This window comes from Shinella sp. OV683, from assembly GCF_057787725.1.
This window is the reverse complement of record NZ_CM173543.1, coordinates 3276216-3298301: the sequence shown is the minus strand read 5'-3', so window position 1 is coordinate 3298301 and position 22086 is coordinate 3276216. Positions and strand designations below refer to the sequence as shown.

General features: G+C 59.1%; 24 protein-coding genes. 10 read left to right on the top strand and 14 right to left on the bottom strand.

Going from position 1 to position 22086, the window contains the following annotated elements; genetic code table 11:
• Positions 1-6: 6 nt before the first annotated feature.
• Complete coding sequence (pepN, locus tag ACXHRN_RS15935) at positions 7-2655, bottom strand: aminopeptidase N (protein ID WP_488637289.1); 2649 nt, start codon at positions 2653-2655, stop codon at positions 7-9.
• Positions 2656-3011: 356 nt separating this feature from the next.
• The gene (locus ACXHRN_RS15930) at positions 3012-4115 is read right to left on the bottom strand and encodes a methyl-accepting chemotaxis protein (protein ID WP_488637288.1); all 1104 of its coding nucleotides are present in this window, start codon (positions 4113-4115) and stop codon (positions 3012-3014) included.
• Between the two features lie 211 nt (positions 4116-4326).
• On the opposite strand from ACXHRN_RS15930, the gene ACXHRN_RS15925 reads away from it, so the two are divergent.
• Complete coding sequence (locus ACXHRN_RS15925; RefSeq protein ID WP_488637287.1) at positions 4327-5259, top strand: DMT family transporter; 933 nt, start codon at positions 4327-4329, stop codon at positions 5257-5259.
• Here ACXHRN_RS15925 and ACXHRN_RS15920 read toward each other — a convergent pair.
• The 3 genes from ACXHRN_RS15920 to ACXHRN_RS15910 form a co-directional block, all read right to left on the bottom strand.
• Complete coding sequence (locus tag ACXHRN_RS15920) at positions 5256-6398, bottom strand: MFS transporter (RefSeq protein ID WP_488637286.1); 1143 nt, start codon at positions 6396-6398, stop codon at positions 5256-5258. The genes ACXHRN_RS15925 and ACXHRN_RS15920 overlap by 4 nt on opposite strands.
• 78 nt (positions 6399-6476) lie before the next feature.
• Positions 6477-7808 carry an Hsp70 family protein gene (locus ACXHRN_RS15915; RefSeq protein WP_488637285.1) on the bottom strand — a complete coding sequence of 444 codons (1332 nt, stop codon included), beginning with the start codon at positions 7806-7808 and terminating at the stop codon, positions 6477-6479.
• A gap of 146 nt (positions 7809-7954) precedes the next feature.
• Complete coding sequence (locus tag ACXHRN_RS15910) at positions 7955-8164, bottom strand: hypothetical protein (RefSeq protein ID WP_488637284.1); 210 nt, start codon at positions 8162-8164, stop codon at positions 7955-7957.
• A 246-nt stretch (positions 8165-8410) separates the two neighbouring features.
• Between ACXHRN_RS15910 and ACXHRN_RS15905 the strand changes: the two genes are divergently transcribed.
• The 3 genes from ACXHRN_RS15905 (at position 8411) to ACXHRN_RS15895 (ending at position 11325) form a co-directional block, all read left to right on the top strand.
• Positions 8411-10072, top strand: a complete 1662-nt coding sequence (locus tag ACXHRN_RS15905; protein WP_488637283.1) for an electron transfer flavoprotein-ubiquinone oxidoreductase — start codon at positions 8411-8413, stop codon at positions 10070-10072.
• Between the two features lie 41 nt (positions 10073-10113).
• Positions 10114-10713: a hypothetical protein gene (locus ACXHRN_RS15900; RefSeq protein ID WP_488637282.1), complete on the top strand. Its 600-nt coding sequence runs from the start codon at positions 10114-10116 to the stop codon at positions 10711-10713.
• Positions 10714-10806: 93 nt separating this feature from the next.
• Entirely contained in the window at positions 10807-11325 is a 519-nt protein-coding gene (locus ACXHRN_RS15895) for a GNAT family N-acetyltransferase (protein ID WP_488637281.1), read from the top strand.
• Between the two features lie 3 nt (positions 11326-11328).
• Here ACXHRN_RS15895 and ACXHRN_RS15890 read toward each other — a convergent pair whose 3' ends face one another.
• Positions 11329-11541 carry a type II toxin-antitoxin system VapB family antitoxin gene (locus tag ACXHRN_RS15890; RefSeq protein ID WP_488637280.1) on the bottom strand — a complete coding sequence of 71 codons (213 nt, stop codon included), beginning with the start codon at positions 11539-11541 and terminating at the stop codon, positions 11329-11331.
• Between the two features lie 59 nt (positions 11542-11600).
• Here ACXHRN_RS15890 and ACXHRN_RS15885 point away from each other — a divergent pair, with 59 nt between their 5' ends.
• Complete coding sequence (locus ACXHRN_RS15885; protein ID WP_488637279.1) at positions 11601-11858, top strand: hypothetical protein; 258 nt, start codon at positions 11601-11603, stop codon at positions 11856-11858.
• Between the two features lie 75 nt (positions 11859-11933).
• Positions 11934-12551, top strand: coding sequence for a L,D-transpeptidase (locus ACXHRN_RS15880; RefSeq protein WP_488637278.1), 618 nt, complete (start codon positions 11934-11936; stop codon positions 12549-12551).
• A gap of 18 nt (positions 12552-12569) precedes the next feature.
• Here the strand turns inward: ACXHRN_RS15880 and ACXHRN_RS15875 are convergent, their stop codons facing one another.
• Positions 12570-12986 (bottom strand): winged helix-turn-helix transcriptional regulator, encoded by a 417-nt coding sequence (locus tag ACXHRN_RS15875; protein ID WP_488637277.1) that lies wholly within the window; start codon positions 12984-12986, stop codon positions 12570-12572.
• A gap of 103 nt (positions 12987-13089) precedes the next feature.
• Between ACXHRN_RS15875 and ACXHRN_RS15870 the strand changes: the two genes are divergently transcribed.
• Positions 13090-14103 (top strand): zinc-binding alcohol dehydrogenase family protein, encoded by a 1014-nt coding sequence (locus tag ACXHRN_RS15870; protein WP_488637276.1) that lies wholly within the window; start codon positions 13090-13092, stop codon positions 14101-14103.
• 47 nt (positions 14104-14150) lie between these two features.
• On the opposite strand, the gene ACXHRN_RS15865 is transcribed toward ACXHRN_RS15870, so the two are convergent.
• Positions 14151-14534, bottom strand: coding sequence for a nuclear transport factor 2 family protein (locus ACXHRN_RS15865; RefSeq protein WP_488637275.1), 384 nt, complete (start codon positions 14532-14534; stop codon positions 14151-14153).
• An 11-nt stretch (positions 14535-14545) separates the two neighbouring features.
• Positions 14546-15022: an Lrp/AsnC family transcriptional regulator gene (locus ACXHRN_RS15860; RefSeq protein ID WP_488637274.1), complete on the bottom strand. Its 477-nt coding sequence runs from the start codon at positions 15020-15022 to the stop codon at positions 14546-14548.
• Between the two features lie 132 nt (positions 15023-15154).
• Between ACXHRN_RS15860 and ACXHRN_RS15855 the strand changes: the two genes are divergently transcribed.
• The 3 genes from ACXHRN_RS15855 (at position 15155) to ACXHRN_RS15845 (ending at position 18544) form a co-directional block, all read left to right on the top strand.
• Complete coding sequence (locus ACXHRN_RS15855; RefSeq protein ID WP_488637273.1) at positions 15155-16069, top strand: DMT family transporter; 915 nt, start codon at positions 15155-15157, stop codon at positions 16067-16069.
• Between the two features lie 255 nt (positions 16070-16324).
• Positions 16325-17533: an MFS transporter gene (locus ACXHRN_RS15850; RefSeq protein ID WP_488641922.1), complete on the top strand. Its 1209-nt coding sequence runs from the start codon at positions 16325-16327 to the stop codon at positions 17531-17533.
• A gap of 108 nt (positions 17534-17641) precedes the next feature.
• A complete protein-coding gene (locus ACXHRN_RS15845) occupies positions 17642-18544 on the top strand; it encodes a diacylglycerol/lipid kinase family protein (RefSeq protein WP_488637272.1) in 903 nt (300 codons plus the stop codon).
• A 31-nt stretch (positions 18545-18575) separates the two neighbouring features.
• Here the strand turns inward: ACXHRN_RS15845 and ACXHRN_RS15840 are convergent, their stop codons facing one another.
• The 5 genes from ACXHRN_RS15840 to ACXHRN_RS15820 form a co-directional block, all read right to left on the bottom strand.
• Positions 18576-19340: a class I SAM-dependent methyltransferase gene (locus ACXHRN_RS15840; RefSeq protein ID WP_488641921.1), complete on the bottom strand. Its 765-nt coding sequence runs from the start codon at positions 19338-19340 to the stop codon at positions 18576-18578.
• A gap of 2 nt (positions 19341-19342) precedes the next feature.
• Positions 19343-20845 (bottom strand): AMP nucleosidase, encoded by a 1503-nt coding sequence (locus ACXHRN_RS15835; RefSeq protein WP_488637271.1) that lies wholly within the window; start codon positions 20843-20845, stop codon positions 19343-19345.
• A gap of 76 nt (positions 20846-20921) precedes the next feature.
• Positions 20922-21095, bottom strand: coding sequence for a hypothetical protein (locus ACXHRN_RS15830; RefSeq protein ID WP_488637270.1), 174 nt, complete (start codon positions 21093-21095; stop codon positions 20922-20924).
• 11 nt (positions 21096-21106) lie between these two features.
• Positions 21107-21277: a hypothetical protein gene (locus tag ACXHRN_RS15825; protein ID WP_488637269.1), complete on the bottom strand. Its 171-nt coding sequence runs from the start codon at positions 21275-21277 to the stop codon at positions 21107-21109.
• A gap of 251 nt (positions 21278-21528) precedes the next feature.
• Entirely contained in the window at positions 21529-21864 is a 336-nt protein-coding gene (locus tag ACXHRN_RS15820) for a DUF2147 domain-containing protein (RefSeq protein WP_488637268.1), read from the bottom strand.
• Between the last annotated feature and the right edge of the window lie 222 nt (positions 21865-22086).

Below are 22086 nucleotides of genomic sequence, written 5' to 3'. Positions count from 1 at the left end.
TGTTTTTTAGGATTTTAGCATCCGGTCGATAAGATCGCGCACATCGGTCGAAAGCAGGCCGGATCGGTCTATTGTCAGAAGCGCCGCTTTGGCATGGGCCGCACGACCAGCTTCCAGCGAACGCCAAGAGCGCATCGAGGTCAGGATCCGTGCCGCGACCTGCGGATTGCGCTTGTCGATTTCGATGATCCTGTCGGCGAGGAAGGCATAGCCAGCGCCGTCGGCGCGATTGAAGCCGGTCGGGTTGGCCATGGCAAACGAACCGATCAACGAGCGCAGGCGATTTGGATTGTTCGGCGCGAAATGGCGGCTCGACATCAGTTCAGTGACGCGCGCCAGCGTCGTCTCGCTAGGAACCGTGGCCTGGATCATGAACCATTTGTCGAGAACCAGCGCATTGGCGCTGAATTTTTCTTCGAACGAACCAATCGCGCTTTCCGCTTCGGTAGAACCGGGGAACCGATGGGCGAGGATGGTCAGCGCGTGCGCGAGCTCAGTCATGTTATTGGCGCCGGCAAATGCCTTAGCCGCACGTTCCGGCGTAGCCTCCGCATAGGAGAGCCACGTCAGAGCGGAGTTCTTGAGCGACCGGCGGCCGGCACTCGCGGCGTCCGGGCTGAAGGCGTTGTCCGCCCGCATGGTGTCGTAAAGAGATTGCAACTGGCTTGCAATGCCGGTGGCGATCGAGGCGATCACGGCATCGCGGGCGATATGGATCGTATCTGTGTCGATATCATTGCCGATTTCGCGAGCAATGTCGGCTTCGCTTGGCAGCGCCAGCGCCTGGGCCCGGAAGGCCGGCTCCAGCGCGTCATCTGCAGCCGTGGCCGCAAGAATGGAAGCCAGCGCTTCGCTCGCAATCGCGGAGCCGCCTTCGCTGACGGTCCTGACTGCCTGCGTCAGGTCCTGGATCGCCAGGTGATTGATAGCCTGCCAACGCGAGAAGAGATCGCCGTCATAGCGCGCGATATGCACGACATCGGCGACGGGCTGGTCAAAATGCAGGTTGATCGGTGCGGAAAAGCTGCGGTTCAGCGACAGCGCCGGCCGGCTTGCCACATTGGGAAACACGAAGGTTTGCTGACGTTCGGTAAGATGCAGCACGCCATCGGCAAATTCGCCACCAGTCACGCCGGCCACCGGTGCTTCGCTGCCATCCTCCAGGATCAGGCCCATGGCGAGCGGGATGTGCATCGGCTCCTTGGTCTGCTGGCCGGGTGTCGGGGGGATTGTCTGCTCGAGCGACAGCTTGAACGATTTTGCCGCGGCGTCATAGGCGGTCGAAACCGACACCAGCGGCGTGCCCGATTGATTGTACCAGAGCGAGAACTGGCCGAGATCACGGCCGCTGACATCCTCGAAGCACTTGACGAAATCCTCGATCGTGACGGCCTGGCCGTCATGACGCTCGAAATAGAGATCCATGCCCTTGCGGAAGGTAGGCCGGCCCAAAAGCGTCGCGATCATCCGCGTCACTTCTGAGCCCTTTTCATAGACCGTCGTCGTGTAGAAATTGTTGATCTCGCGATAGACCTGCGGCCGTACCGGATGGGCGAGCGGGCCAGCATCTTCGGCGAACTGCTCGGCCTTCAGGTGGCGAACTTCGGTGATGCGCTTGACCGGGCGCGAGCGCTGGTCGGCCGAAAACTCGTGGTCGCGGAAAACCGTCAGGCCTTCCTTGAGGCAGAGCTGGAACCAGTCGCGGCAGGTGATGCGGTTGCCGGTCCAGTTGTGGAAATATTCGTGGGCGACGATCGCCTCGATATTGGCATAGTCCTGATCGGTAGCGGTCTCCGGATCGGCAAGGATGTACTTGTCGTTGAAGACATTCAGCCCCTTGTTCTCCATGGCGCCCATGTTGAAATCCGACACCGCGACGATCATGAAAATATCGAGATCGTATTCCCGGCCAAAGGTTTCCTCGTCCCACTTCAACGAACGCTTGAGCGCATCCATGGCGTAGGCGGCCTTGGCTTCCTTGCCGTGCTCGACATAGATCCTCAGCGTGACCTCGCGCTCGGTCATGGTCGTAAACGTATCTTCGACGACGCCGAGATCGCCGGCGACCAGCGCGAAGAGATAGCTCGGCTTCGGATGCGGATCGAACCATACGGCAAAGCGGCGGCCGTCACCGTAGTCGCCGGCGCCCAGGAAATTGCCGTTCGACAGCATCACCGGGTTGGCAGACGCTTCCGCAACCATGGTGATCGTGTAGACGCCCAGTACATCTGGCCGGTCCATGAAATAGGTGATACGGCGGAAGCCCTCTGCCTCGCACTGGGTGCAGTAGGTGCCGTTTGTCCGGTAAAGCCCCATAAGCTTGGTATTGGCTTCCGGATTGATGATCGTCTCGACCGTGACCTCAAAGGTCACCCCGATCGGAAGATTGCGGATCACGAGCGAGTTTGCTGTGACGGTGTACTGATCGTCCTCTATGGGATTGCCGTCGATCGCCACCGCTTTCAGATTGAGATCGTCGCCATCGAGCACGAGCGGTGCGTCGTCTGCCACGCCTTCCCGCCGATGCATCAGCGAGCGCTGGATGACCAGCGTTTCCCTCGGATCCAGCTCGAAAGTCAAATCCACGCGTTCCAGCACGAAATCGGTGGGGCGATAGTCCGCCAGGTGAATGACCTGACCAGCAGTGGCTTCCATTATTGTGTCCCGAATGGCAGTGGCCATTTTCTCGTGTTGAGCCGTCTCCCTGCGCCGCATTTCGGATCTGTGCGAAACGAAATAACGCAATTCCCGGCGGCATTATCGATGCCAATCACTGCATTATCGTTAAGCCAATCCCGAAATGGGACAGAATTCGATATTGCGCATGTTGTGCCTGCATCTTCTGGAAATGCAATATCCTGCACTCCAGTTATTGTCGATTGGCGGGACACGGTTGGTTGATAACGGTTTTCCTGTTCGGCGCGCAACGTGTCCTCCAACCGATGCGCCCAAGATGCCAGTGGCGTCCGCCTGGCAATCAATGGCGCCAAGGTGGGCGTTGCCGCCTGAGGTCAAATGCCGAGTTGGCGACGGATAAGTTCATCACTGTCCGTCTGTTGGATAATTGCGCTCGACCAGCCGAGTCCGTCATAATCCTCATAGCCCAGCGTCCTGGCGAAAGCGACGATGCTGCCATTGGGGAGATAGTAGCTGCCGCGCGCCTGGCCGCGATGATCCAGGGAAAAATGCTGATAGAGAAGCTCTGGCCTGGTGGTCGCAATCACCTTTCCCGTGCCATCGAGCAGAAGTACTGTTGTCCTGCTGGCAACCACAGGCGGTAGGTTCGCCTCTTTCTCAACGATCGCCATCCCCTGTTCCTGCCAGTCGAAATAGACGCCAAGCGCACCCAGCGACTGCCCGTCGGATTGTCCTCTCTCGCGGATCCCCGTCGCGTAGACCAGGCAATCCCTGCCAGCGTGCAGCTTCGACGGCTCGACATCCCCCACGACGTATTCTTCACCGGATTTCGTCGCCAGCGCATTTCGCACCCACCCGTCTCCGGCAAGGCTGTTATTCAAAATCGTCTTGCGAAATTTCGGGTTGGCGGAGGCCACGACCCGTCCTTGCCGGTCGGTGACGACCAGATCGAGATAGACGGTATAGAACTTGTTGATGACACCGAGCCGGTTGCATGCGTGATGGAAGGCGCCGTCGCTGGGATTGGCGAGCGCTTCCCAAAGCGCATTGTCGGTTGCCCACCAGCGCACATCGGCTGTCCGCTCAAACAGATTGCGGACGATGAGCTGCACCAGCGTCTGCGCCAGATCGACCAGCCGCTCTCCCTCCATCTGGCTTACCAGCGCCTCGGCGATGTCGCGGCCGATGCCGATCCTTCCCAAGACATTTTCCTGGAACCGTCCGGCGAGACTTGCCGAGATATCAGCAAGCCGCTGCACCTCTGATGCCACAACGGCAAACCCCTTGCCCATGTCACCGGCTCGTGCGGCCTCGATCGCCGCGTTGATAGCGAGCAGCTTGATCTGTTTGACGACGGACGAATTGTTCTCGCCGTAGCTGTCGAGATCGGCGGCGATGCGATCGGTGATGATCCGCATTGCACGCGGCGAGGCGATGTGTTCGTCGGTCTTGGTAACGCTTTTTCTGGCGAGAGACATGAAACCCCCTCGCATCTCCGCCGAGATGCCTAATATTTAAACGAATTGCACACAATTTATGCAACTTATAGTATTATATTATGGATAAAAATTTCTTTATGCGGGTGACCATTTTTGGGGAAATTCGCTTTTAGGGATTTCTCCTGTACCCACACTGCCGAGGCGGCTAAAGTGGAGGCTCTCCTCGCCAAAGATTCTCCCGGACGCCTTCATGGACAAGACCATCGCCAACCCGCTGCGCGGCATTGCCATGAAGGTGCTGTCGATCATGTTGTTCATTTGTATGCAGGGACTGATCAAGGAGGGTGGCAAGGGACTCGCAACAGGCGAAATCACTTTCTTCCGCTCCTTCTTCGCCATGATCCCAATCCTGGCGTGGCTGGCTCTGAGGGGCGAATTGAAAACTGGTTTCAAGACCGCCAATCCCATCGGACATTTCTATCGTGGTTTTATTGGTGTCTGCGCCATGACGCTTGGCTTTTACGGCATCGTTCACCTGCCGCTGCCGGAATCGATCGCGATCAGCTACGCCATGCCGCTGTTTTCCGTCATCGCCGGGGCAGTGTTGCTGAAGGAAGACGTCCACCGCTATCGATGGGGTGCCGTCTTTGCAGGCTTTATCGGCGTGGTGATCATTCTCTGGCCGCGCCTCGATATGATCCGGCAAGGTACGTTCGGTGTCGGGGCGACGACGGGCGCGCTCGCCGTTCTCTGCGCCGCAGCCCTTTCGGCAATTGCCATGGTGCATGTCCGGCAATTGGTGCGCACCGAGGGCACGCCAACGATCGTCTTCTACTTCTCGCTTTCCGCCACCGTCTTCTCGCTGATGACGCTGCCTTTCGGCTGGAATGCCATCTCGTTGCCGGCGGCATCGATGCTGATCAGCGCTGGCCTGATCGGTGGAGTGGCGCAGATCCTGCTGACCGAGAGCTATCGCTACGCCGACGTCTCCGCCGTTGCCCCGTTCGAATACACCTCGATCATCTGGGGCACGATCATCGGTTATTTCTTCTTCAATGAGTTGCCGGACGAGACCTTGCTCGTTGGTACGGTGATCGTGATCGGGGCCGGGATTTTCATTCTCTATCGCGAACGCCGGCGGATGATCGACACCGCCCGCAAGGACCAGTCGTTGACGCCTTAGCTCGGCCGGCGAACAATACGCCAGGCGGCATAACCACCGAACATGCCGAAGGTGATCGTCAGCAACAGCGGCAGCCCCGGCGCACCTAGCCGGGAAATGGCTTGGCCTGCCAACAGCGGGCCGGCAATGACGCCAAACCCATAGAGCACCGTCAGACCGCTGGAAATACGCACATATTCACCAGGATCCGCCAGATCGTTGGCGTGGGCGACGCACAGCGAATAGATCGGGAAGATCACCATACCGGCAGCAAAGGCCGCGACGTAAAGCATGTATTCATGCCGAGCATCGGCAAACACCATCCACAAGGACGCGCAGACCCCGAATGCGCCGCAGACCACCATCACCTTGCGACGATCGACATAGTCCGAAATCCGTCCGAGCGGAAACTGTGCGGTCATCGAACCGAGAATGACAGCGGCGATGATGTTGGCGCCACCAGTTTCCGACAGTCCTGACATTGTCGCGTAGACGGCGGAGAAATTCATCCATGCCGCAGATATGACACCAGCCAGAAACGTGCCGACGAAAGCGACCGGCGAGCGTTGCCACAATCCCTTGAGATCGAAGCCCACCTCGGTCGGCACCGATGGCGACGAGGCGGAGGACAGCGCAATCGGAAAGATCGCCACCGAAAACAGGATGCCCGCAACGATGAACAGCGTCGTGGTCTGAGCATCACCCCAGGCCGCGATGTAGGGGCCAAAGATCGACCCGGCCATGGCGACGATCATGTAGACCGAGAACATGAAGCCGCGATACTCGTTGGCCGCCTTCTCGTTGATCCAGCTTTCCATGATCATGTAGGAGCCGGCCATCGCAAAGCCGAACAGGCCACGAAATGCCATCCACGCATAGGGATTTGGCACCAGCGAGCACAGCAGGATCGAGATCGACAACGCTGCGATATAGGCGGCGAAGACACGGATGTGGCCGGTGCGGCGGATGAACTTCGGCGTGACGAACGACGAGATCGTATAGCCCAGCGAATAGACGGCGCCGATGAAGGATATGTCCTGCGCGGTCCAGCCTTCGCCGAGCGCCCGGATCTGCACGATATAGCTGGCGACGCCGAAACCGGTCATGACGATGAGGATCGTGACCAGCAAAGTCGATACGGCGCGAAGACCCTCGATCATCCCCCGCTCCGTGAATCGAGATGCAGTTTCACTTGATTCCAATAGGGTTTTTGAGGCTTGAACAATAGCCGGAAAGCGTCAGGCGCTGGCGTTGGCGCTTCTTGCCGCAGGGCTATTGCTCGCGACATTCGTCGTCCAGCGGTCGATCTCGTCGTTTTCGCCGATCAATGCCAGGCCATGGGCGATAGACAGAAGTTCGCCACCGCTCTCAATTCTATCTTTGGAAAAGCGTGCCTCGAAAAGCTTGCGCACGGCCGGCACGAAGGAGGTGCCACCGGTCAAAAACACCTTGTCGATGGCACCGGGCACGATGCCCGACTTGACCAGCACTTCATCAAGCGCGCCTTCGATTGCCTTGAGATCGTCGCTTATCCAGGTTTCGAAGTCAGCGCGGCGGATTGTCCGCTTGCTGTCGTTGCCAAGCGGCGCGAAGTAGAATTCGGTTTCCTCGGCTTCCGACAGCCGCATCTTGGCAGCCGATACGGCCTGATAGAGCGGATAGCCTTCATCATGCTCGATCAGGTCGATGAAGTTCTCTAGTTTTTCCGGCTCGAGACTTGAGCGAACCAGCTTCTTCAACTCCTGGAAATCCTTCAGCGTCTTGAAGATCGACAGCTGGTTCCAGCGGCCGAAATTGGCGTAGTAGTTCGACGGAACTTCAAGGATCTTGTCGAAACTCTTGAAATGACTCCCCTTGCCGATCTGCGGCGAGACGACATTGTCGATGATACGGAAGTCGAAATGATCGCCCGCAACGCCGACACCCGAATGCCCAACCGGCGTTGCAGTCAGCTTACCGGCATGCTTCTCGAAGCGAATGATCGAATAGTCAGTCGTGCCGCCGCCGAAATCGGCCACCAGCACCGTCGCATCCTTCTCGAGATGCTGGGCGAAGTAAAACGCCGCCGCCACCGGCTCATATACGAAATGCACTTCGGGAAATCCGAGCCGGCCAAGTGCAGTGTTGTAGCGTTCTGCCGCCAGTGTCTCGTCGGGGTTGTGGCCCGCGAATTTGACCGGGCGACCGACGACGATGCGTGCATAGTCCTTGGCGAAATCGTGGTTTGCGTAAGTCGAGAGACGTTGAAGGAAGACCTCCATAAGATCTTCGAACTGATGCCGGCGAGCGTGGATAAGCGTGCCCTGAAAAAGCGGGCTTGCCGCAAAGGTCTTGATCGACTGTAGAAAGCGGCTCTCGCCAGGATTGTCGATGAATTTCCGGATCGCCGCGCCACCGGCTTCGACATCGAGCACATCTCGCTGGGCACCCTTCATGAAGGACAGGCACGTGCGCATGCTGTCGGAATGGCCGGCAAGGCTGTCAAAGCCGATCGACTGCGTGCCTACGCCGTTCTTGACCGCCATGACGGTGTTGGTGGTGCCAAAGTCGAGGCCAAGGGCTGACGCCATGAGCGTTCTCCCGCGCAAGTCGCGCTGAATGAGGAAGTTTGCTGCACTGCGGCAGCTCAAGGGTCGGCCTCATGCCACGCCGAGCGCGGGATGGCAAGCGCGAAAGGTCGCACGGCTGCTATGCGCTGGGTTTGGTGCTCGCGCCTCTAACGCAGGCGTCTTGAAATCCACACCATTGCTATGCCGACGATGGCAAGGGTTGCGCCCCTGAGGATCCATGGCGACTGGTTGATCATCGGGCTCGTCTCTGGATAGGGTAAGATACCAGAGCCCTGCGAGGCCCACAACAGCCCCAGCAGGAACAACAGAATGCCGACGACCGTGAGTCCAATCTTCAGGATGTTCATGGTTTCCATCTCCCCGACTCCACCGCAGAGTCGCACGTCTTTATACAGCCGCAATGCCAACTGGATCACAGTTAGGCGCTCGAGGTGATTGGCGCTATAGGAAATCTCTATGAAGAGGTTCTGGAGCAAAGATATATAAGCCTCAGACCCGCATGATTTTGCCGCTAATCGGCTCGACAAGCCCAAGCCGATTTGACAAAAGACGGAGTGTTTTTCTATGCCGGTGCCCAAAGCCGGCGACTGGAGTTGAGGCAGATGAGCGAAATGGACCTTCCCGAACGCGAGAGCATGGAGTTCGACGTGGTGATCGTCGGCGCGGGCCCCGCCGGGCTGTCGGCCGCGATCCGCCTCAAACAGAACAATCCGGAGCTTTCGGTCGTGGTGCTGGAAAAGGGTGCCGAAGTCGGCGCGCATATCCTGTCGGGCGCCGTCGTCGATCCCATCGGCATCGACAAGCTGCTGCCCAACTGGCGCGACGAGGCCGACCATCCCTTCAAGACCGAAGTGACGGCGGACCATTTTCTCTTCCTCGGCCCCGCCGGTTCCATCCGCCTGCCCAATTTCATGATGCCGCCGCTGATGAACAATCACGGCAATTACATCGTCTCCCTCGGCAACGTCTGTCGCTGGCTGGCCACCAAGGCCGAAGAGCTCGGCGTGGAGATTTATCCGGGCTTCGCCGCAACCGAAGTGCTCTACAACGATGTCGGCGCCGTCATCGGCGTGGCGACCGGCGACATGGGCGTCGAGCGCAACGGCGAGCCGGGTCCCAACTTTGCCCGCGGCATGGAACTGCTCGGCAAATACGTGCTGATCGGCGAGGGCGTGCGCGGCTCGCTCGCCAAGCAATTGATTTCGCGTTTCAAGCTCGACGAGGGCCGCGATGTCGCCAAGTTCGGCATCGGCATCAAGGAACTCTGGCAGGTCAAGCCCGAGAACCACAAGCAGGGTCTCGTGCAGCATTCGTTCGGCTGGCCGCTTGACATGCGCACCGGTGGTGGCTCGTTCCTCTACCACCTCGAGGACAACATGGTCGCCGTCGGCTTCGTCATGCACCTCAACTACAAGAATCCCTATCTCTTCCCGTTCGAGGAATTCCAGCGTTTCAAGACGCATCCAGCGATCCGCGGCACGTTCGAAGGCGGCAAGCGCATCTCCTATGGTGCTCGTGCCATCACCGAAGGCGGCTATCAGTCGGTGCCGAAACTGTCCTTCCCGGGCGGCGCGCTGATTGGCTGTTCGGCGGGCTTCGTCAATGTGCCGCGCATCAAGGGCAGCCACAATGCCGTGCTGTCGGGCATGCTCGCCGCCGACAAGATCACATCAGCCATTGCTGCTGGTCGCGCCAATGACGAGCCGATCGAGATCGAAAACGCCTGGCGCGCCACCGATATCGGTAAGGATCTCAGGCGTGTCCGCAACGTCAAGCCGCTCTGGTCGCGCTTCGGCACGATCGTCGGCATCGGCCTAGGCGGTCTCGACATGTGGACCAACCAGCTCTTCGGCCTGTCGATCTTCGGCACGCTCAAGCATGGCAAGACCGACGCCGCCTCGCTGGAGCCGGCAGCGCAGCACAAGAAGATCGACTATCCGAAGCCCGACGGCGTGCTGACCTTCGACCGCCTGTCCTCGGTATTCCTGTCGAACACCAACCATGAGGAAAACGAGCCGGTGCATCTGCAGGTCAAGAACCCGCAGCTGCAGAAGACATCCGAGCACGATGTGTTTGCCGGCCCCTCGACCCGCTACTGTCCCGCCGGCGTCTATGAATGGGTGGAGAAGGACGGGCAGGACACCTACGTGATCAACGCCCAGAACTGCGTCCACTGCAAGACCTGCGACATCAAGGACCCCAACCAGAACATCAACTGGGTGCCGCCGCAGGGTGGCGAAGGGCCTGTCTATCCTAACATGTGATCGGAGGCGATGTTGCACCTGTGTCCCCCAAGAGCGGATTAATGGTTGCGAAGCTGAAGTGCTCTTTGAGAGCATTCCTTATGACCGGGTCTATCGGGCCGGTATCTATTGGGGCGCCGCTGAAAGATATTGGCGGACGCCTCGGTCCACCCAAATACTGGTCAGACACCTACGATGGTTGTGCGTTTCCGTGTTTCTGGGGCTATCAGCATCTGGAAATGAGGTTTTCAGCGCGGTCACCGCATAAGATCGTTTGGTTGCAGCTTAGCCGTGCTGATGACCTTCAGGGGAAGTCTGTTGATCTCGCCAGAAACCTGAAGTTAGCGCTTGATGGTCTGGATGGAGAAATGAGCCCATCTGCATTTCTTAAGCAAGATTTGTGGCCGGTCGATAAAGTGACCATCGATACTCAACTGATTGCTGGCGAGCTGCAATTGAGAATCGAACACTTCCCGATACAATTGCTCTACATCCTCTGGGATGATGTGGCTGGCTATGAGGACCTTGTTACTGGTTTCCATCGGCAGGATTGGAATGCTCTCGCTACTGCATTTGAGCAAAAATCTCGCCTTCCAGCATCGGTGCATATTCGACCACCGAATGGCGAACAACTCGGCACTGGGAAACCGCGCAGCGTATAAGTGCGAGCGGCCGAGAATACTCGGCTTTCGTGGCTGCTTTCTGAAGGCGTTGATGGGCCGGGCGCCTATGAAATGGACTATAAGCAGGTGAGTATGAGTATCACGCTTCGCCCCGCCGTCCCCACGGACTTCCCAACACTCAAGGTGATAGAGATCGACGCCTTCGAGACGCTGCGTGCGACCGGCGCCGTATCAGGTGAGGCGACGTCCAGCAGCGTCGATGACCTGCAGTATCTCCTCGATCACGGCTTGCTGCTTGTCGCGACGGATGCGGTGGACACGCCCGTGGGCTATGTCGGTGCGAGTTTTCCTGACGGCTGGCTCTATGTCGCCGAGATCGATGTCGCCCGTGCATGGCAAAGAAAAGGCATCGGCCGCGCGTTGATGCTGGCTGTGTTGGCTGAAGGCCGGAAACGAGGTCTTCGCGGCGCAACGCTCACGACGGACAGACATGCGCCGTTCAACGCGGCCTTTCATGCGTCGCTTGGCTTTCGGCCGCCGGATGCCAATGAACTATCTGACCATCTCAGCAAGACACTTGCCAAGGAATATGCCGCAGGATTGGATCCCCTGCGGCGCATGGCCATGCTGCTGCCGTTTGGCGCGGTCTAGGTTTCAATCCGTGTCGTAGATATGTTCGTCGAAATGGCGGCTTTTTGGCGAGTCGCCTTTCGGCTTCCGATCGCCAGAGCTGGCCGCTCTCCGAACTGTTTCCCGGTCGATAAGCGCCTTCAGCGCCTCTTTCATCAACGCTGACTCGCTTTTGATTCCGGTCAGTTCCACAGCACGCGCAAACAGTTCTGTGTCTACTACCTTGGTTGTTGGCATATATACCTCCTATTTCTGCCCAAAAAAGTAGCACAAATCGGCGCAACGATCCATGCCAGATGAAGGACTGGACAGGAAATTCGAAATTCTGTTCTCTAGCAATCATCCGAATTCGATGGATTTTCATGACCCACGACACCGGCATTAGGCCCATCGCCGTTCGCGCGCTGGCAGCTATGATGCTCGCTCTGGCGGCCGTCGCTGGGATGCCATGGCACGGCACGATCCTGATCGGATCGGTTCTGGTTATCCTTGTCGCCATTCCCACACTGGAAGGGATGCTCTCGAAGAGAAACGAGGGTCGTCTTAGCGTTTGAGAGCCCGCTTAACCCGACATTAACCATAATTCCTTAATTCTCGGCGGCATAAACCGGGCGTTAAGGATATTCTCGATGACGATTACGCGGCGCGGCCTTCTTCTTGGCATGTCGGCACTTCTCGCAGGCTGCACCACCGACCGCGCAACGCAAAAGCCAAATTATGCAGCCCGGCCGCAAGAGACCTATCCGCTGCCGGCCATGCCGCTCGACAAGATCAAGCCCGAGCTTCGCCGCACGGAAGTCGAATACTCATCGAACTATGCGGCCGGAACAATTGTCGTCAACACCCCGGAGCGTCGGCTCTACTACGTGCTGGGCGATGGCCAGGCCGTGCGCTACGCCGTCAGCGTTGGTCGCGAGGGGCTGGAACTGCGCGGCAATGCCTATATCGGACGCAAGGCGGAATGGCCGAGCTGGACACCGACTGCAAACATGATCCGCCGCGACCCGAAGAAGAACGGCAAATATGCCGGCGGCATGCCAGGCGGCCTTAACAATCCGCTGGGCGCGCGCGCCATGTATCTCTATCGCGGCGGCAACGACATTCATTTCCGGATCCACGGCACCAATGCGCCGAGCTCAATCGGCTACGCAATGTCGTCGGGCTGCATCCGCATGCTCAATCACGATGTCATTGATCTCTACGATCGTGCCCAGGTCGGCGGCAAGGTGGTCGTCATCCAGGCCTGAGAACGGCAAATCATCAGTTTAAGCCGCTTCCATTTCCTCGATCGTCTTCGCATCGTCGAGCGGGTTGCCGCCCGGCATCCGGATCAGCCTCTTGCCATCTTTGCACAGGACATGCTCCTTGCCCCAGGCGTCGAGCGCGTGGATGATTGGCTCGAGGCTCCGGCCAAGCGGCGTCAGCGCATAATCGACATGCGGTGGCACGACCGGATGGACGGTGCGAGAGACCAGCCCGGCTTCTTCCAGTTCGCGCAATTGCTTGGTCAGCATGCGCTGGGTTACCGATTTGATTTTCCTGCGGATTTCGTTGAAACGCAATGTCCCTCCAAGCAGGTGGAACAGGATCACGCCCTTCCATTTTCCATCGAGAAATGTCAGCGTCGCCTCCACCGGACAGCCGGGGAAATTGTTGACGAGCTTGGCGCGCGGTCGAGACATCGACAGTATCCTTTTGTGTACTACGTACAGAAAATGTGCATTCTTGCAGTGTTGGAACATAGCGCGCAAATAAGCTCTACGCAAACGCCTGAAGGAGAATGACATGCGTGCCGTAGCCTACAAATCAGCCCATCCGATTGCCGCCGATGCTTCATTCGTGGATGTCGACCTGCCGAAGCCTGTTGCGAACGGGCATGACCTGCTCGTCGAGATCAAGGCGGTCTCCGTCAATCCTGTCGACACCAAGATTCGTGCCAGCCGCACGGCACCGGAAGGCGAGTACGTGACGCTTGGCTATGACGCAGCCGGCATTGTTCGCGAAGTTGGATCCGCCGTGAGCCTGTTCAAGCCCGGCGACGAGGTCTTCTACGCCGGCGTCAACAATCGGCAGGGCACCAATTCCGAATTCCATCTGGTGGACGAGCGCATCGTTGGCTTCAAGCCGAAGAGCCTTGGTTTCGCCGAGGCCGCAGCCCTGCCGCTGACGGCGATCACGGCCTATGAAATGCTGTTTGATCGCCTGCGCATCAAGGACGTCGTGCCCGGCGCTGCCAATGCCATCGTGATTATTGGCGGGGCAGGCGGGGTTGGCTCGATCGCCGTCCAGCTCGTCCGCCAGCTCACCGATCTTACGGTCATTGCCACGGCCTCGCGTCCAGAAACCTTCGATTGGGTGATGTCGCTCGGCGCCCATCATGTGGTCGATCATTCCAAGCCGCTTGCAGCGCAGGTCGCTGAACTCGGCATTGGCGCGCCAGCTTTTGTCTTCTCCACTACCCATTCCGACCAGCATGCCCAGGCGGCGGCTCAATTGATGGCGCCGCAAGGACGCTATGGCCTGATTGACGACTTCCAGACATTCGACATCAAGCTGTTCAAGCCGAAGGCAATCTCGCTGCATTGGGAGATGATGTTTGCCCGTGCTGTGTTCCAGACCGCAGACGTGATCGAGCAGCACAAGCTCCTTAATCACGTCGCCGAGCTCGTCGACGCCGGCAAGATCAAGACCACTCTGGCCGAGAATTTCGGCACGATCAACGCGGCCAACCTCAAGCGAGCCCACGCCCAGATCGAAAGCCACACGACTAAGGGCAAGATCGTTCTGGAAGGATTTTGATCACGTGCGGAGGGGAGGCGCCTAGCGCTTTCCCTTTTGTCGCGAGATCAAAACATGCCGTTCGGATTGGCCGACGTTTCCGGCATGATCTGCAGCACATCCCAATGCTCGACGATCTTGCCGGCTTGATCCAGCCGGAAGATATCGATTCCGGCATAATCCTTGTCGCCGGGCCAACGCTGATGGCAGTGAAGCACCACGAAGTCTCCGTCCGCCAGCGCGCGCTTGACCTCGATATGTTTGCCCGGCCACTCCCTTGCCATGCGCTCGAAATAATCGATGAAGCCTTGCTTGCCTGAGACAACGTGCGGATTGTGCTGGATGTATTCGGCGCCAACATACAGCTCGATGGCCTTGCGCGGCTCGCAATCGTTAAACATCATCTCGTAGAAGGCAGCGACATTCCGCTTGTTCTGCTCGAGGTCGCTCATGGAGCTTCTCCTTAGCTATTTGCCTGCGGCAGTTTCAGTGGTCCGGCCGTCTTGACCGATCGTATCGCGAAATTCGACCTGATGTCGCTGACACCGGGCAGGGTCAGCAATGTCTCGGTCAACAGTTTCTCGTAAGCCGGAAGATCGGCGACGACCACTTCTGCCAGGAAATCCGCATTTCCCGAAATCATGAAGCAGGACACCACTTCCGGGATGCGGGCAAGCGCCTCGTGTTGGGCCTGCGCACTTTCCCGCGAATGATGGGCAACTTTGATCTCGACGAACACCGTCAGCCCGAGCCCCACCTCGTTGCGGTCGATATCCGCCCGATAACCGCGGATGATACCGCTCTGCTCGAGATTGCGAATACGCCGGAGACAGGGGGAGGGCGAGAGGTTCGCCTTCTCCGAAATCTCGACATTGGTAGCCCTTCCATCCTCCTGAAGAGCGTTGAGGATCGCAAGATCAAAATTGTCCAGTTTTGGCATAAGAGAAACCCTTGATGGCAGTCTGCGGCAGAATATTGCGCTGAAGCGCTTCTGACAAGCGGAGAACGCAAGGACACGCCTCGGCATGTCGCGGTAGATTTCTTCCATTGAACACTATTGGAGGACATCACCATGACATCGAAGGTCTCCGAAACTCTCTCGCGCAACAACCTTGCCGTCGGCTATGCCGCCGCTGGCATCACGGTGCTGATCTGGGCTTCCTGGCTGATCGCCACGCGCTATTCCGCCAGCACCCATCTTGGCACACTCGAACTCGGCCTCTTCCGCTTCGGCATTCCGGCGCTGGCGCTGTCTCCGGTGTGGTTGAAGAAGGGTGTGCTGCCAAAGGGCGTGCCCCTGCATCTCATCGCCATCATGGTGCTCGGTGCGGGTGCGCTGTTCTTCGAGGTGACAGCTGGCGCGATCCACCATGTGGAGGCAGGTTTCGCCGGCGTGATGCTCGGTGGCGGCATGCCGTTTGCGACCGCGATGCTCGGCGTTCTGGTGTTCGGCCAACGGCTGGACGGCATGCGGACGCTGGGCATGACGGCGATCGTCTCCGGCACGATCACGCTGCTGTTGCCCTTTATCATTGGCGGCAGTGCGTCCTGGAGCGGGGCCGTGCTGCTGCTGTGCGGTGCGTTTCTGTGGGCATCCTACACTCACGCCTTCAAGGCTTCCGGCCTCACGCCGCTGCATGCGAGCGCCATCATCGCCTTCTGGTCGTTCGTCATCCTGCTCGCGGTGGCGCTGGTGCGCGGCGTCGATTTCTCCGAGGTTTCGTGGACCGACAGCGGTTTGCAGCTTGTCAGCCAAGGGCTGTTGTCCGGTCTGGTCGCGACCTTCGCCTTCGGCGTTGCGATCAAGTCTTTAGGTGGCGTCCAGGCTGCGGCGTTCACCGCACTGACACCCGTGCTGGCCGTGCTCGGCGGTGCCGTCCTGCTTGGCGAGCAGCCCGGACCGAATGTCTATCTCGCGGCTCTGCTGACCTGCATTGGCGTGCTGCTTTCGACCGGGCTTTTCAGCCGCCACACAAGGGCTGCCTAGGGCTTCGGGCAGCCGGCGTGTTGCCGGCTGCCCACACCTCGGGATGGACAATGCGTGCAATGTTCAAATTTTTGTGTGCGCCGCACAATCCGCTTTTCGAAACAGCGTTTATATGCTTATAAATAGATGTAGTTCGCGACCGCTCCTCCCAAGCATCTCCTGGCGCGCGGCTCTCCCGTCAAACATATGACATTTCTGGCGATCGCGCCGGAATGGCTGTTCATTTGAAAGCATACGTCCGTGACCGACGCCACGTTGTCCGATTCCATTTCCGTCACCGATGGTGCGACGGAATTCACCAAGCTGCAGATCTTCCTCGTCATCCTCGCGCTCGCCTGTGGCGGGTTCGGCATCGGCACCGGCGAATTCGCCATCATGGGTTTCCTGCCCGATGTCGGTGCGAGCTTCGGCGTTACGACGCCGGTGGCTGGCTATGTCATCAGCGCCTATGCCTTGGGGGTCGTGGTCGGCGCTCCGGTCATCGCAGCGCTTGCGGCACGCGCCTCGCGGCGCAATCTGCTGTTGGTGCTGATGGCGGTGTTTGCGACCGGTAACCTGCTCAGCGCATTCGCGCCTGATTTCAAATCCTTCTTCCTCCTTCGTTTTCTGACCGGCCTACCACACGGCGCCTATTTCGGCGTTGCGGCGCTGGTCGCCGCTTCGATGGTTCCCTTCCACATGCGTGCTCGCGCGGTGGGCTGGGTCATGCTCGGTCTGACCATCGCGACCCTTGCCGGCACCCCGATCACCGCGCTGTTTGGCCAATTGTTGAACTGGCGGGTGGCCTTCCTGTTTGTCGGCGCCATCGGTGTGTTGACCGTCGCGCTCATCTGGATGTACCTGCCGAAGGATGAAGTCTCCGAAGGCGCCAGCATTCGTGGCGAAATCGGTGCGTTCTTTAGTCCGCAAATCTGGCTCACGCTGGCCATTGCCGCGTCCGGCTTCGGCGGCATGTTCGCCGTCTTCAGCTACATAGCGCCTGTTGTAACGGATGTCGCAAACATGCCGCTGACGATGGTGCCGGTGATCCTGGCGCTGTTCGGCGTCGGCATGAATGTCGGCAATCTCCTCGGGTCAAAGCTCGCTGACATGTCGCTGATGGGAACGATCGGCTCAATGTTGGCGTTCAATATCGTCATCATGCTGATGTTTGCCACAACCTCCGCCAATCCTTACCTGCTCTGCCTGTCTGTCTTCCTTGTCGGCTGTACCTTTGCAGCCGGTCCTGCGGTCCAGACGCGCCTGATGGATGTCGCGGCCGGGGCGCAAACGCTCGCTGCCGCGTCGATGCACTCTGCCTTCAACATCGCCAACGCCATCGGCGCCTGGCTGGGTGGCCTGGTGATATCAGGTGGTTTCGGCTATGCCGCAACCGGATATGTCGGCGCGGTTCTGTCGCTGCTCGGCCTGCTGGTGTTCAGTGTTTCGCTATGGCTTGAGCGCGAGAAGCGCACCGCGATCTGAGGCTGCTCGGACAGGCAACCCGATTGTGGCTTGATCGCTAGCCCTGAAGTCCCCACATTGCCAGTATCGGCGGCGCGTCGATGGTGCTTGGCCGCTCCGGGGATGTGCATGAAGATCAAGGCAGTATTGAACCGCGATGGTGGCACGTTCCGGACAACGGATATGCAGGCCTACGCCGAAAAGGCAAAGGCGGTCTTTGCCGAAGCAGGCGACGACCTTGACGTCAAGATCGTTTCCGGCAAACAGATGGTCGATGCGCTCGAAGACGCTGCCGACAATGACAGATGCGAAGCTATCATCGCCGGCGGCGGCGACGGGACCATCTCCGCGGCCGCGGGCATCGCCTGGAAAACCGGCAAGCCCCTTGGCGTTATCCCCGCCGGCACCATGAACCTTTTCGCCCGTTCGCTGAAACTGCCGCTCGACATCTGGGCAGTCTTGCCCGTGCTGGCCGAAGGCCATGTACGCCAGGCGGACATTGGCAGCGCCAACGGCCGGGCCTTCGTCCACCAATTCTCTGCCGGCATGCATGCGCGCATGGTGCGCTATCGCAATTCGCTTCGCTATCGCTCCCGCGCCGGCAAGATCGCCGCCAATGTCCGCGCCTCGGTGGGCGTGGTGATGAACCCGCCGGAATTCGAGATCGAGTTCGATGTCGATGGCCACAAGGAAAGCCGGATGATCTCAGCGATCTCCGTCTCCAACAATCCCTTCGGTCAAAACGGGCTGATGTTTTCCGACGACCTGACGACCGGCCATCTCGGTTTCTACATTGCCCAACCGCTCAGGCCGGCGAGGGCAGCGAAACTCGCCATCGACATCCTGCGCGGCAAGCTGAGTGAGAATGCGGCAATCACCGAGATGAAGGCCAAGACCGTCGACCTGCATTTCCCGAAACTCTATCGTTCCGCCAATTACGTTCTCGATGGTGAACTGATCCCGCTGGGTCGCGACATTTCCATCAAGCTCCATCCCGGTGAGTTGAAGGTGATCATGCCGAAGGATGCGTGAAATTGATCCTGCGAACGGCTGATGAAGCAGCCTATTTGGCCAGTCTCCCGATCGGAATAATTTCTTTCGAGCCTTCACTGTAAGCCGCGCCCTGCCAATCTCCCAGCCAGCGGTCGACCACCAGGCCTGCCTTGGCGAGCAATTCCTCCAGCCGTGATTTGCTGGCAAAGCGAATCTGCGATGCCGCCGACAAGGTTTTTCCCAACGCAGGTATCTCATAGACCGTCTGGTAGGTGACGATCTCGCTTACTGAATCAAACGTGACATCGTTCCATGCCTTGGCCTCGCCAAGGACCGGATGCGTCACCATTCGAGTGGATGCGTCCGGCGTCCATGTCCGCCATTCCTCGCGCGGCGGATTGCGGCTGTCGAAGATGAACCGCCCGTTGGGCGAAAGATGTCGGGCGATCGTCGAAAGTACGGCCGCGATGTCCTCGTCGGTCAGGAAAACCTGGAAAGCGTGTCCGGTCAGCAGGATCAAATCGAAGCGCGCATCGAGCCGCAGGCTTCGCGCATCCGCTTCCACCCATTCCACCATTTCGCCGCCCGGCCGTCTTCTCGCGACGTCGAGCATGGCTGCCGCCGGGTCGGCGCCGACCGCCCTGCGGCCGGGAGCGAGCATGACAGTCAGTTCTCCGGTGCCGCAACCGAGATCGAGGACGGAGCCTGCCTCAGCGGCCAGCGATCGGCAAAAAGCGAAATCATCTCTGCCCGACTCCACCTCGTCGCCGTTTTCGATGTCATAAAAGGACGCGAAATCCGGGTCGCGAAACAGCGGATCGTCCTCATTCTCCATCATTACTGGAACGCCGTCTCGAAGAAGCTTCTGAGCTTGCGCGAATGCAGCCTTTCCGATGGCATGGCCGATAGTTTTTCCAGCGCCAGGATGCCGATTTTCAGGTGTTGGCTGACCTGGTTCTTGTAGAACGCGGTTGCCATGCCCGGCAGCTTCAACTCGCCATGCAGCGGCTTGTCCGAGACACACAGCAGCGTACCGTAGGGAACGCGGAAGCGGAAACCATTGGCGGCGATGGTGGCAGATTCCATGTCGAGCGCAATGGCGCGGGCCTGCGACAGGCGCTTCACCGGCCCCGACTGGTCGCGAAGCTCCCAATTGCGGTTGTCGATCGTCGCCACCGTGCCGGTGCGCATGATCCGCTTCAGTTCATAGCCGTCATAGCCAGTAACATCGGCGACCGCGTCCTGCAGGGCCTGCTGCACTTCCGCCAGCGCCGGGATCGGCACCCAGACCGGCAGGTCGTCGTCCAGCACGTGATCTTCGCGCATATAGGCATGCGCCAGCACATAGTCGCCGAGCGTCTGGCTGTTGCGCAGGCCCGCGCAATGGCCGAGCATCAGCCAGGCATGCGGACGCAGCACGGCGATATGGTCGGTGATCGTCTTGGCGTTGGAAGGCCCGACGCCGATATTGACGACGGTGATGCCGGCATGGCCCTTCTTCTTGATGTGATAGGCGGGCATTTGCGGCAGGCGCGTGGTCGGCAGGCCCTCGGTCGGTTCGCTGTCGCCAGCCTTGGTGATCAGGTTGCCCGGCTCGACGAACTCGGTATAGCCGTTGCCGCCGATCGCCATCTGCTCGCGGGCCCAGTCGCAAAACTCGTCGATATAGAACTGGTAATTGGTGAACAGCACGAAGTTCTGGAAATGCTCGGCTTTGGTCGCGGTGTAGTGGCTGAGGCGGGCAAGCGAGTAGTCGATACGCTGCGCGGTAAACGGCGACAGCGGTCGTGGCGCGCCCGCCGGCGGCTCGTACTCGCCATTGGCGATCTCGTCGTCGGTGGTCGTAAGGTCGGGCGTATCGAAGATGTCGCGTAGCGGCACATCGAGCGTGGCGCCTGCGGATGCCTCGACATGAGCCCCCTCGCCAAATGCGAAATGCAACGGGATGGGTGTCGCCGACTCGGTGATGGTGATCGGCAGGCCATGGTTCTTGATCAACTGGCCGATCTGAGTCTTGAGATAGTGGCGAAAGAGTTTCGGGCGCGTCACGGTCGTCGAATAAAGGCCCGGCTCGGCCAGGAAGCCGAAGGGCATGCGCGAGTCGATCTTGTCATAGCGCACCGTGGCAATGCGGATTTCCGGGTAATAGGCGCGATAACGGCCATGCGGCTGCCCGCCTTTGACGATCTGCTCGAAGGCATTCTTCAGGAAATCGGTGTTGCGCTCGTAAAGCGCTTCGAGCGTATCGACAGCCGCCTCGGCATCGGTAAATGTCGCGGCGTCGAACGGTTCGGGTGAGTGGATGTCAAATACGGAGGAGGGGAAATTTCGTTTGGCCATGGTCCATTATAAGGAGGGATTCATGACAATCAAACGGGCAGATACGAATTCACAGCGGTTTTTTTGTGTAAGCCCGTCAACGCATTGCCGAACGCTGCAAGGACACGAACAGGACGAGTCCTGCACCCTGCTTGCTGATCGCAGGTGTCGTCATTGCCGGCGCGAAGATGGCAAGCGGCAGCGCGAGAAAGGGCAGGATGAACAGCAGCCCCTTGAGATTGCGAAGCGAAGTCAGAACGGTCGCAGTCATTTCGCTTCCTTTCAGTTGCTCGAGGTGCAGTGGATGCCGGCCGGCTGCGGGCAGGGCGCTCCAAGCGCGAACTGGCCATTGGTGGGCCGCCTGGCGTGGTTGTTGACCGTCATTGCCATGACAAGTGCGAAGACCATGAAGGTCAGGCAGATGATCGCAAAGCGCCGCAGCAGGATGGTCATTTCATATGTCCTTCGTCGTTGTTGTCCCATTCTTAGACAGCTGATGCTGAACTCACCCTGAGATCGGCATTCATTTTCAGTTCAGAATGGTTGCCGGACCCGAAGGGCACTACCTCTAGGCGGACACATCCGAACAAGGAGCAGGACACCATGGCGAAGCTCAGAAGATTCTGTTCGGCCAGCCGCGCCCGATAATTGATCAAAGGCGGAGGCAGGGTTGCTCGCAGCCCGCCGCCGCCTGTTAACGAAGGTTAGAGCCTGCTCCAGGTCTGCGACTTGCAGAACACCGACAGGACGCAGCCCTTCATCTTCAGCGCGTCGCCCGAAACCGTTCCATAGCCGCTGTAGGTTTTGTCAGCCACCGGGTCGGTGATCTCGCCGCTGTAGTCGGCGCCGCTGCCTGAAAGCTTGCCGATCTGCCTGCCGGCATATTTGCCGGTCTTCAGCGTCACGCAGAAGCCGTCGCCGCACGATGCGATCTCGGCGGTCTGGCCATTCGCGGTCTTCCATTTGCCCTCGATGGGCTCGGCTGCGAATGCTGTGCTGGCAGCAAACACCAATGCTGCTGAAATAAGAAGTTTTCCCATTCTATCCTCCCTAGAAAGTACCTGAATTCGCGCGACGCCCCCCAGCCCTAGGACCTCGATTGCCTGCCTTTCCGCAGAGCGGGCCGCCCGAACGACGCGAGTTTTATATTACGTTAACGTAAGCGTAAAGAGGTGTCGAGCCTGTGGCAGATTGCGACATGGCAATGAAAGGCGATATTGGTAGAAGAGACTTGGAAGGTCGAATGCTGGATGTCTGCGCTC

What these genes read in the sequence shown, in the direction of transcription:
- ACXHRN_RS15870 (WP_488637276.1), top strand. Translation starts at nt 13,090, where the DNA reads ATGCGTGCCGTAGCCTACAAATCAGCCCATCCGATTGCCGCCGATGCT.
- ACXHRN_RS15845 (WP_488637272.1), top strand. Translation starts at nt 17,642, where the DNA reads ATGAAGATCAAGGCAGTATTGAACCGCGATGGTGGCACGTTCCGGACA.
- ACXHRN_RS15860 (WP_488637274.1), bottom strand. Translation starts at nt 15,022, where the DNA reads ATGCCAAAACTGGACAATTTTGATCTTGCGATCCTCAACGCTCTTCAG.
- pepN (WP_488637289.1), bottom strand. Translation starts at nt 2,655, where the DNA reads ATGGAAGCCACTGCTGGTCAGGTCATTCACCTGGCGGACTATCGCCCC.
- ACXHRN_RS15930 (WP_488637288.1), bottom strand. Translation starts at nt 4,115, where the DNA reads ATGTCTCTCGCCAGAAAAAGCGTTACCAAGACCGACGAACACATCGCC.
- ACXHRN_RS15925 (WP_488637287.1), top strand. Translation starts at nt 4,327, where the DNA reads ATGGACAAGACCATCGCCAACCCGCTGCGCGGCATTGCCATGAAGGTG.
- ACXHRN_RS15820 (WP_488637268.1), bottom strand. Translation starts at nt 21,864, where the DNA reads ATGGGAAAACTTCTTATTTCAGCAGCATTGGTGTTTGCTGCCAGCACA.
- ACXHRN_RS15915 (WP_488637285.1), bottom strand. Translation starts at nt 7,808, where the DNA reads ATGGCGTCAGCCCTTGGCCTCGACTTTGGCACCACCAACACCGTCATG.
- ACXHRN_RS15905 (WP_488637283.1), top strand. Translation starts at nt 8,411, where the DNA reads ATGAGCGAAATGGACCTTCCCGAACGCGAGAGCATGGAGTTCGACGTG.
- ACXHRN_RS15825 (WP_488637269.1), bottom strand. Translation starts at nt 21,277, where the DNA reads ATGACCATCCTGCTGCGGCGCTTTGCGATCATCTGCCTGACCTTCATG.
- ACXHRN_RS15890 (WP_488637280.1), bottom strand. Translation starts at nt 11,541, where the DNA reads ATGCCAACAACCAAGGTAGTAGACACAGAACTGTTTGCGCGTGCTGTG.
- ACXHRN_RS15920 (WP_488637286.1), bottom strand. Translation starts at nt 6,398, where the DNA reads ATGATCGAGGGTCTTCGCGCCGTATCGACTTTGCTGGTCACGATCCTC.
- ACXHRN_RS15880 (WP_488637278.1), top strand. Translation starts at nt 11,934, where the DNA reads ATGACGATTACGCGGCGCGGCCTTCTTCTTGGCATGTCGGCACTTCTC.
- ACXHRN_RS15830 (WP_488637270.1), bottom strand. Translation starts at nt 21,095, where the DNA reads ATGACTGCGACCGTTCTGACTTCGCTTCGCAATCTCAAGGGGCTGCTG.
- ACXHRN_RS15875 (WP_488637277.1), bottom strand. Translation starts at nt 12,986, where the DNA reads ATGTCTCGACCGCGCGCCAAGCTCGTCAACAATTTCCCCGGCTGTCCG.
- ACXHRN_RS15865 (WP_488637275.1), bottom strand. Translation starts at nt 14,534, where the DNA reads ATGAGCGACCTCGAGCAGAACAAGCGGAATGTCGCTGCCTTCTACGAG.
- ACXHRN_RS15900 (WP_488637282.1), top strand. Translation starts at nt 10,114, where the DNA reads ATGGTTGCGAAGCTGAAGTGCTCTTTGAGAGCATTCCTTATGACCGGG.
- ACXHRN_RS15835 (WP_488637271.1), bottom strand. Translation starts at nt 20,845, where the DNA reads ATGGCCAAACGAAATTTCCCCTCCTCCGTATTTGACATCCACTCACCC.
- ACXHRN_RS15910 (WP_488637284.1), bottom strand. Translation starts at nt 8,164, where the DNA reads ATGGAAACCATGAACATCCTGAAGATTGGACTCACGGTCGTCGGCATT.
- ACXHRN_RS15855 (WP_488637273.1), top strand. Translation starts at nt 15,155, where the DNA reads ATGACATCGAAGGTCTCCGAAACTCTCTCGCGCAACAACCTTGCCGTC.
- ACXHRN_RS15885 (WP_488637279.1), top strand. Translation starts at nt 11,601, where the DNA reads ATGAAGGACTGGACAGGAAATTCGAAATTCTGTTCTCTAGCAATCATC.
- ACXHRN_RS15895 (WP_488637281.1), top strand. Translation starts at nt 10,807, where the DNA reads ATGAGTATCACGCTTCGCCCCGCCGTCCCCACGGACTTCCCAACACTC.
- ACXHRN_RS15840 (WP_488641921.1), bottom strand. Translation starts at nt 19,340, where the DNA reads ATGGAGAATGAGGACGATCCGCTGTTTCGCGACCCGGATTTCGCGTCC.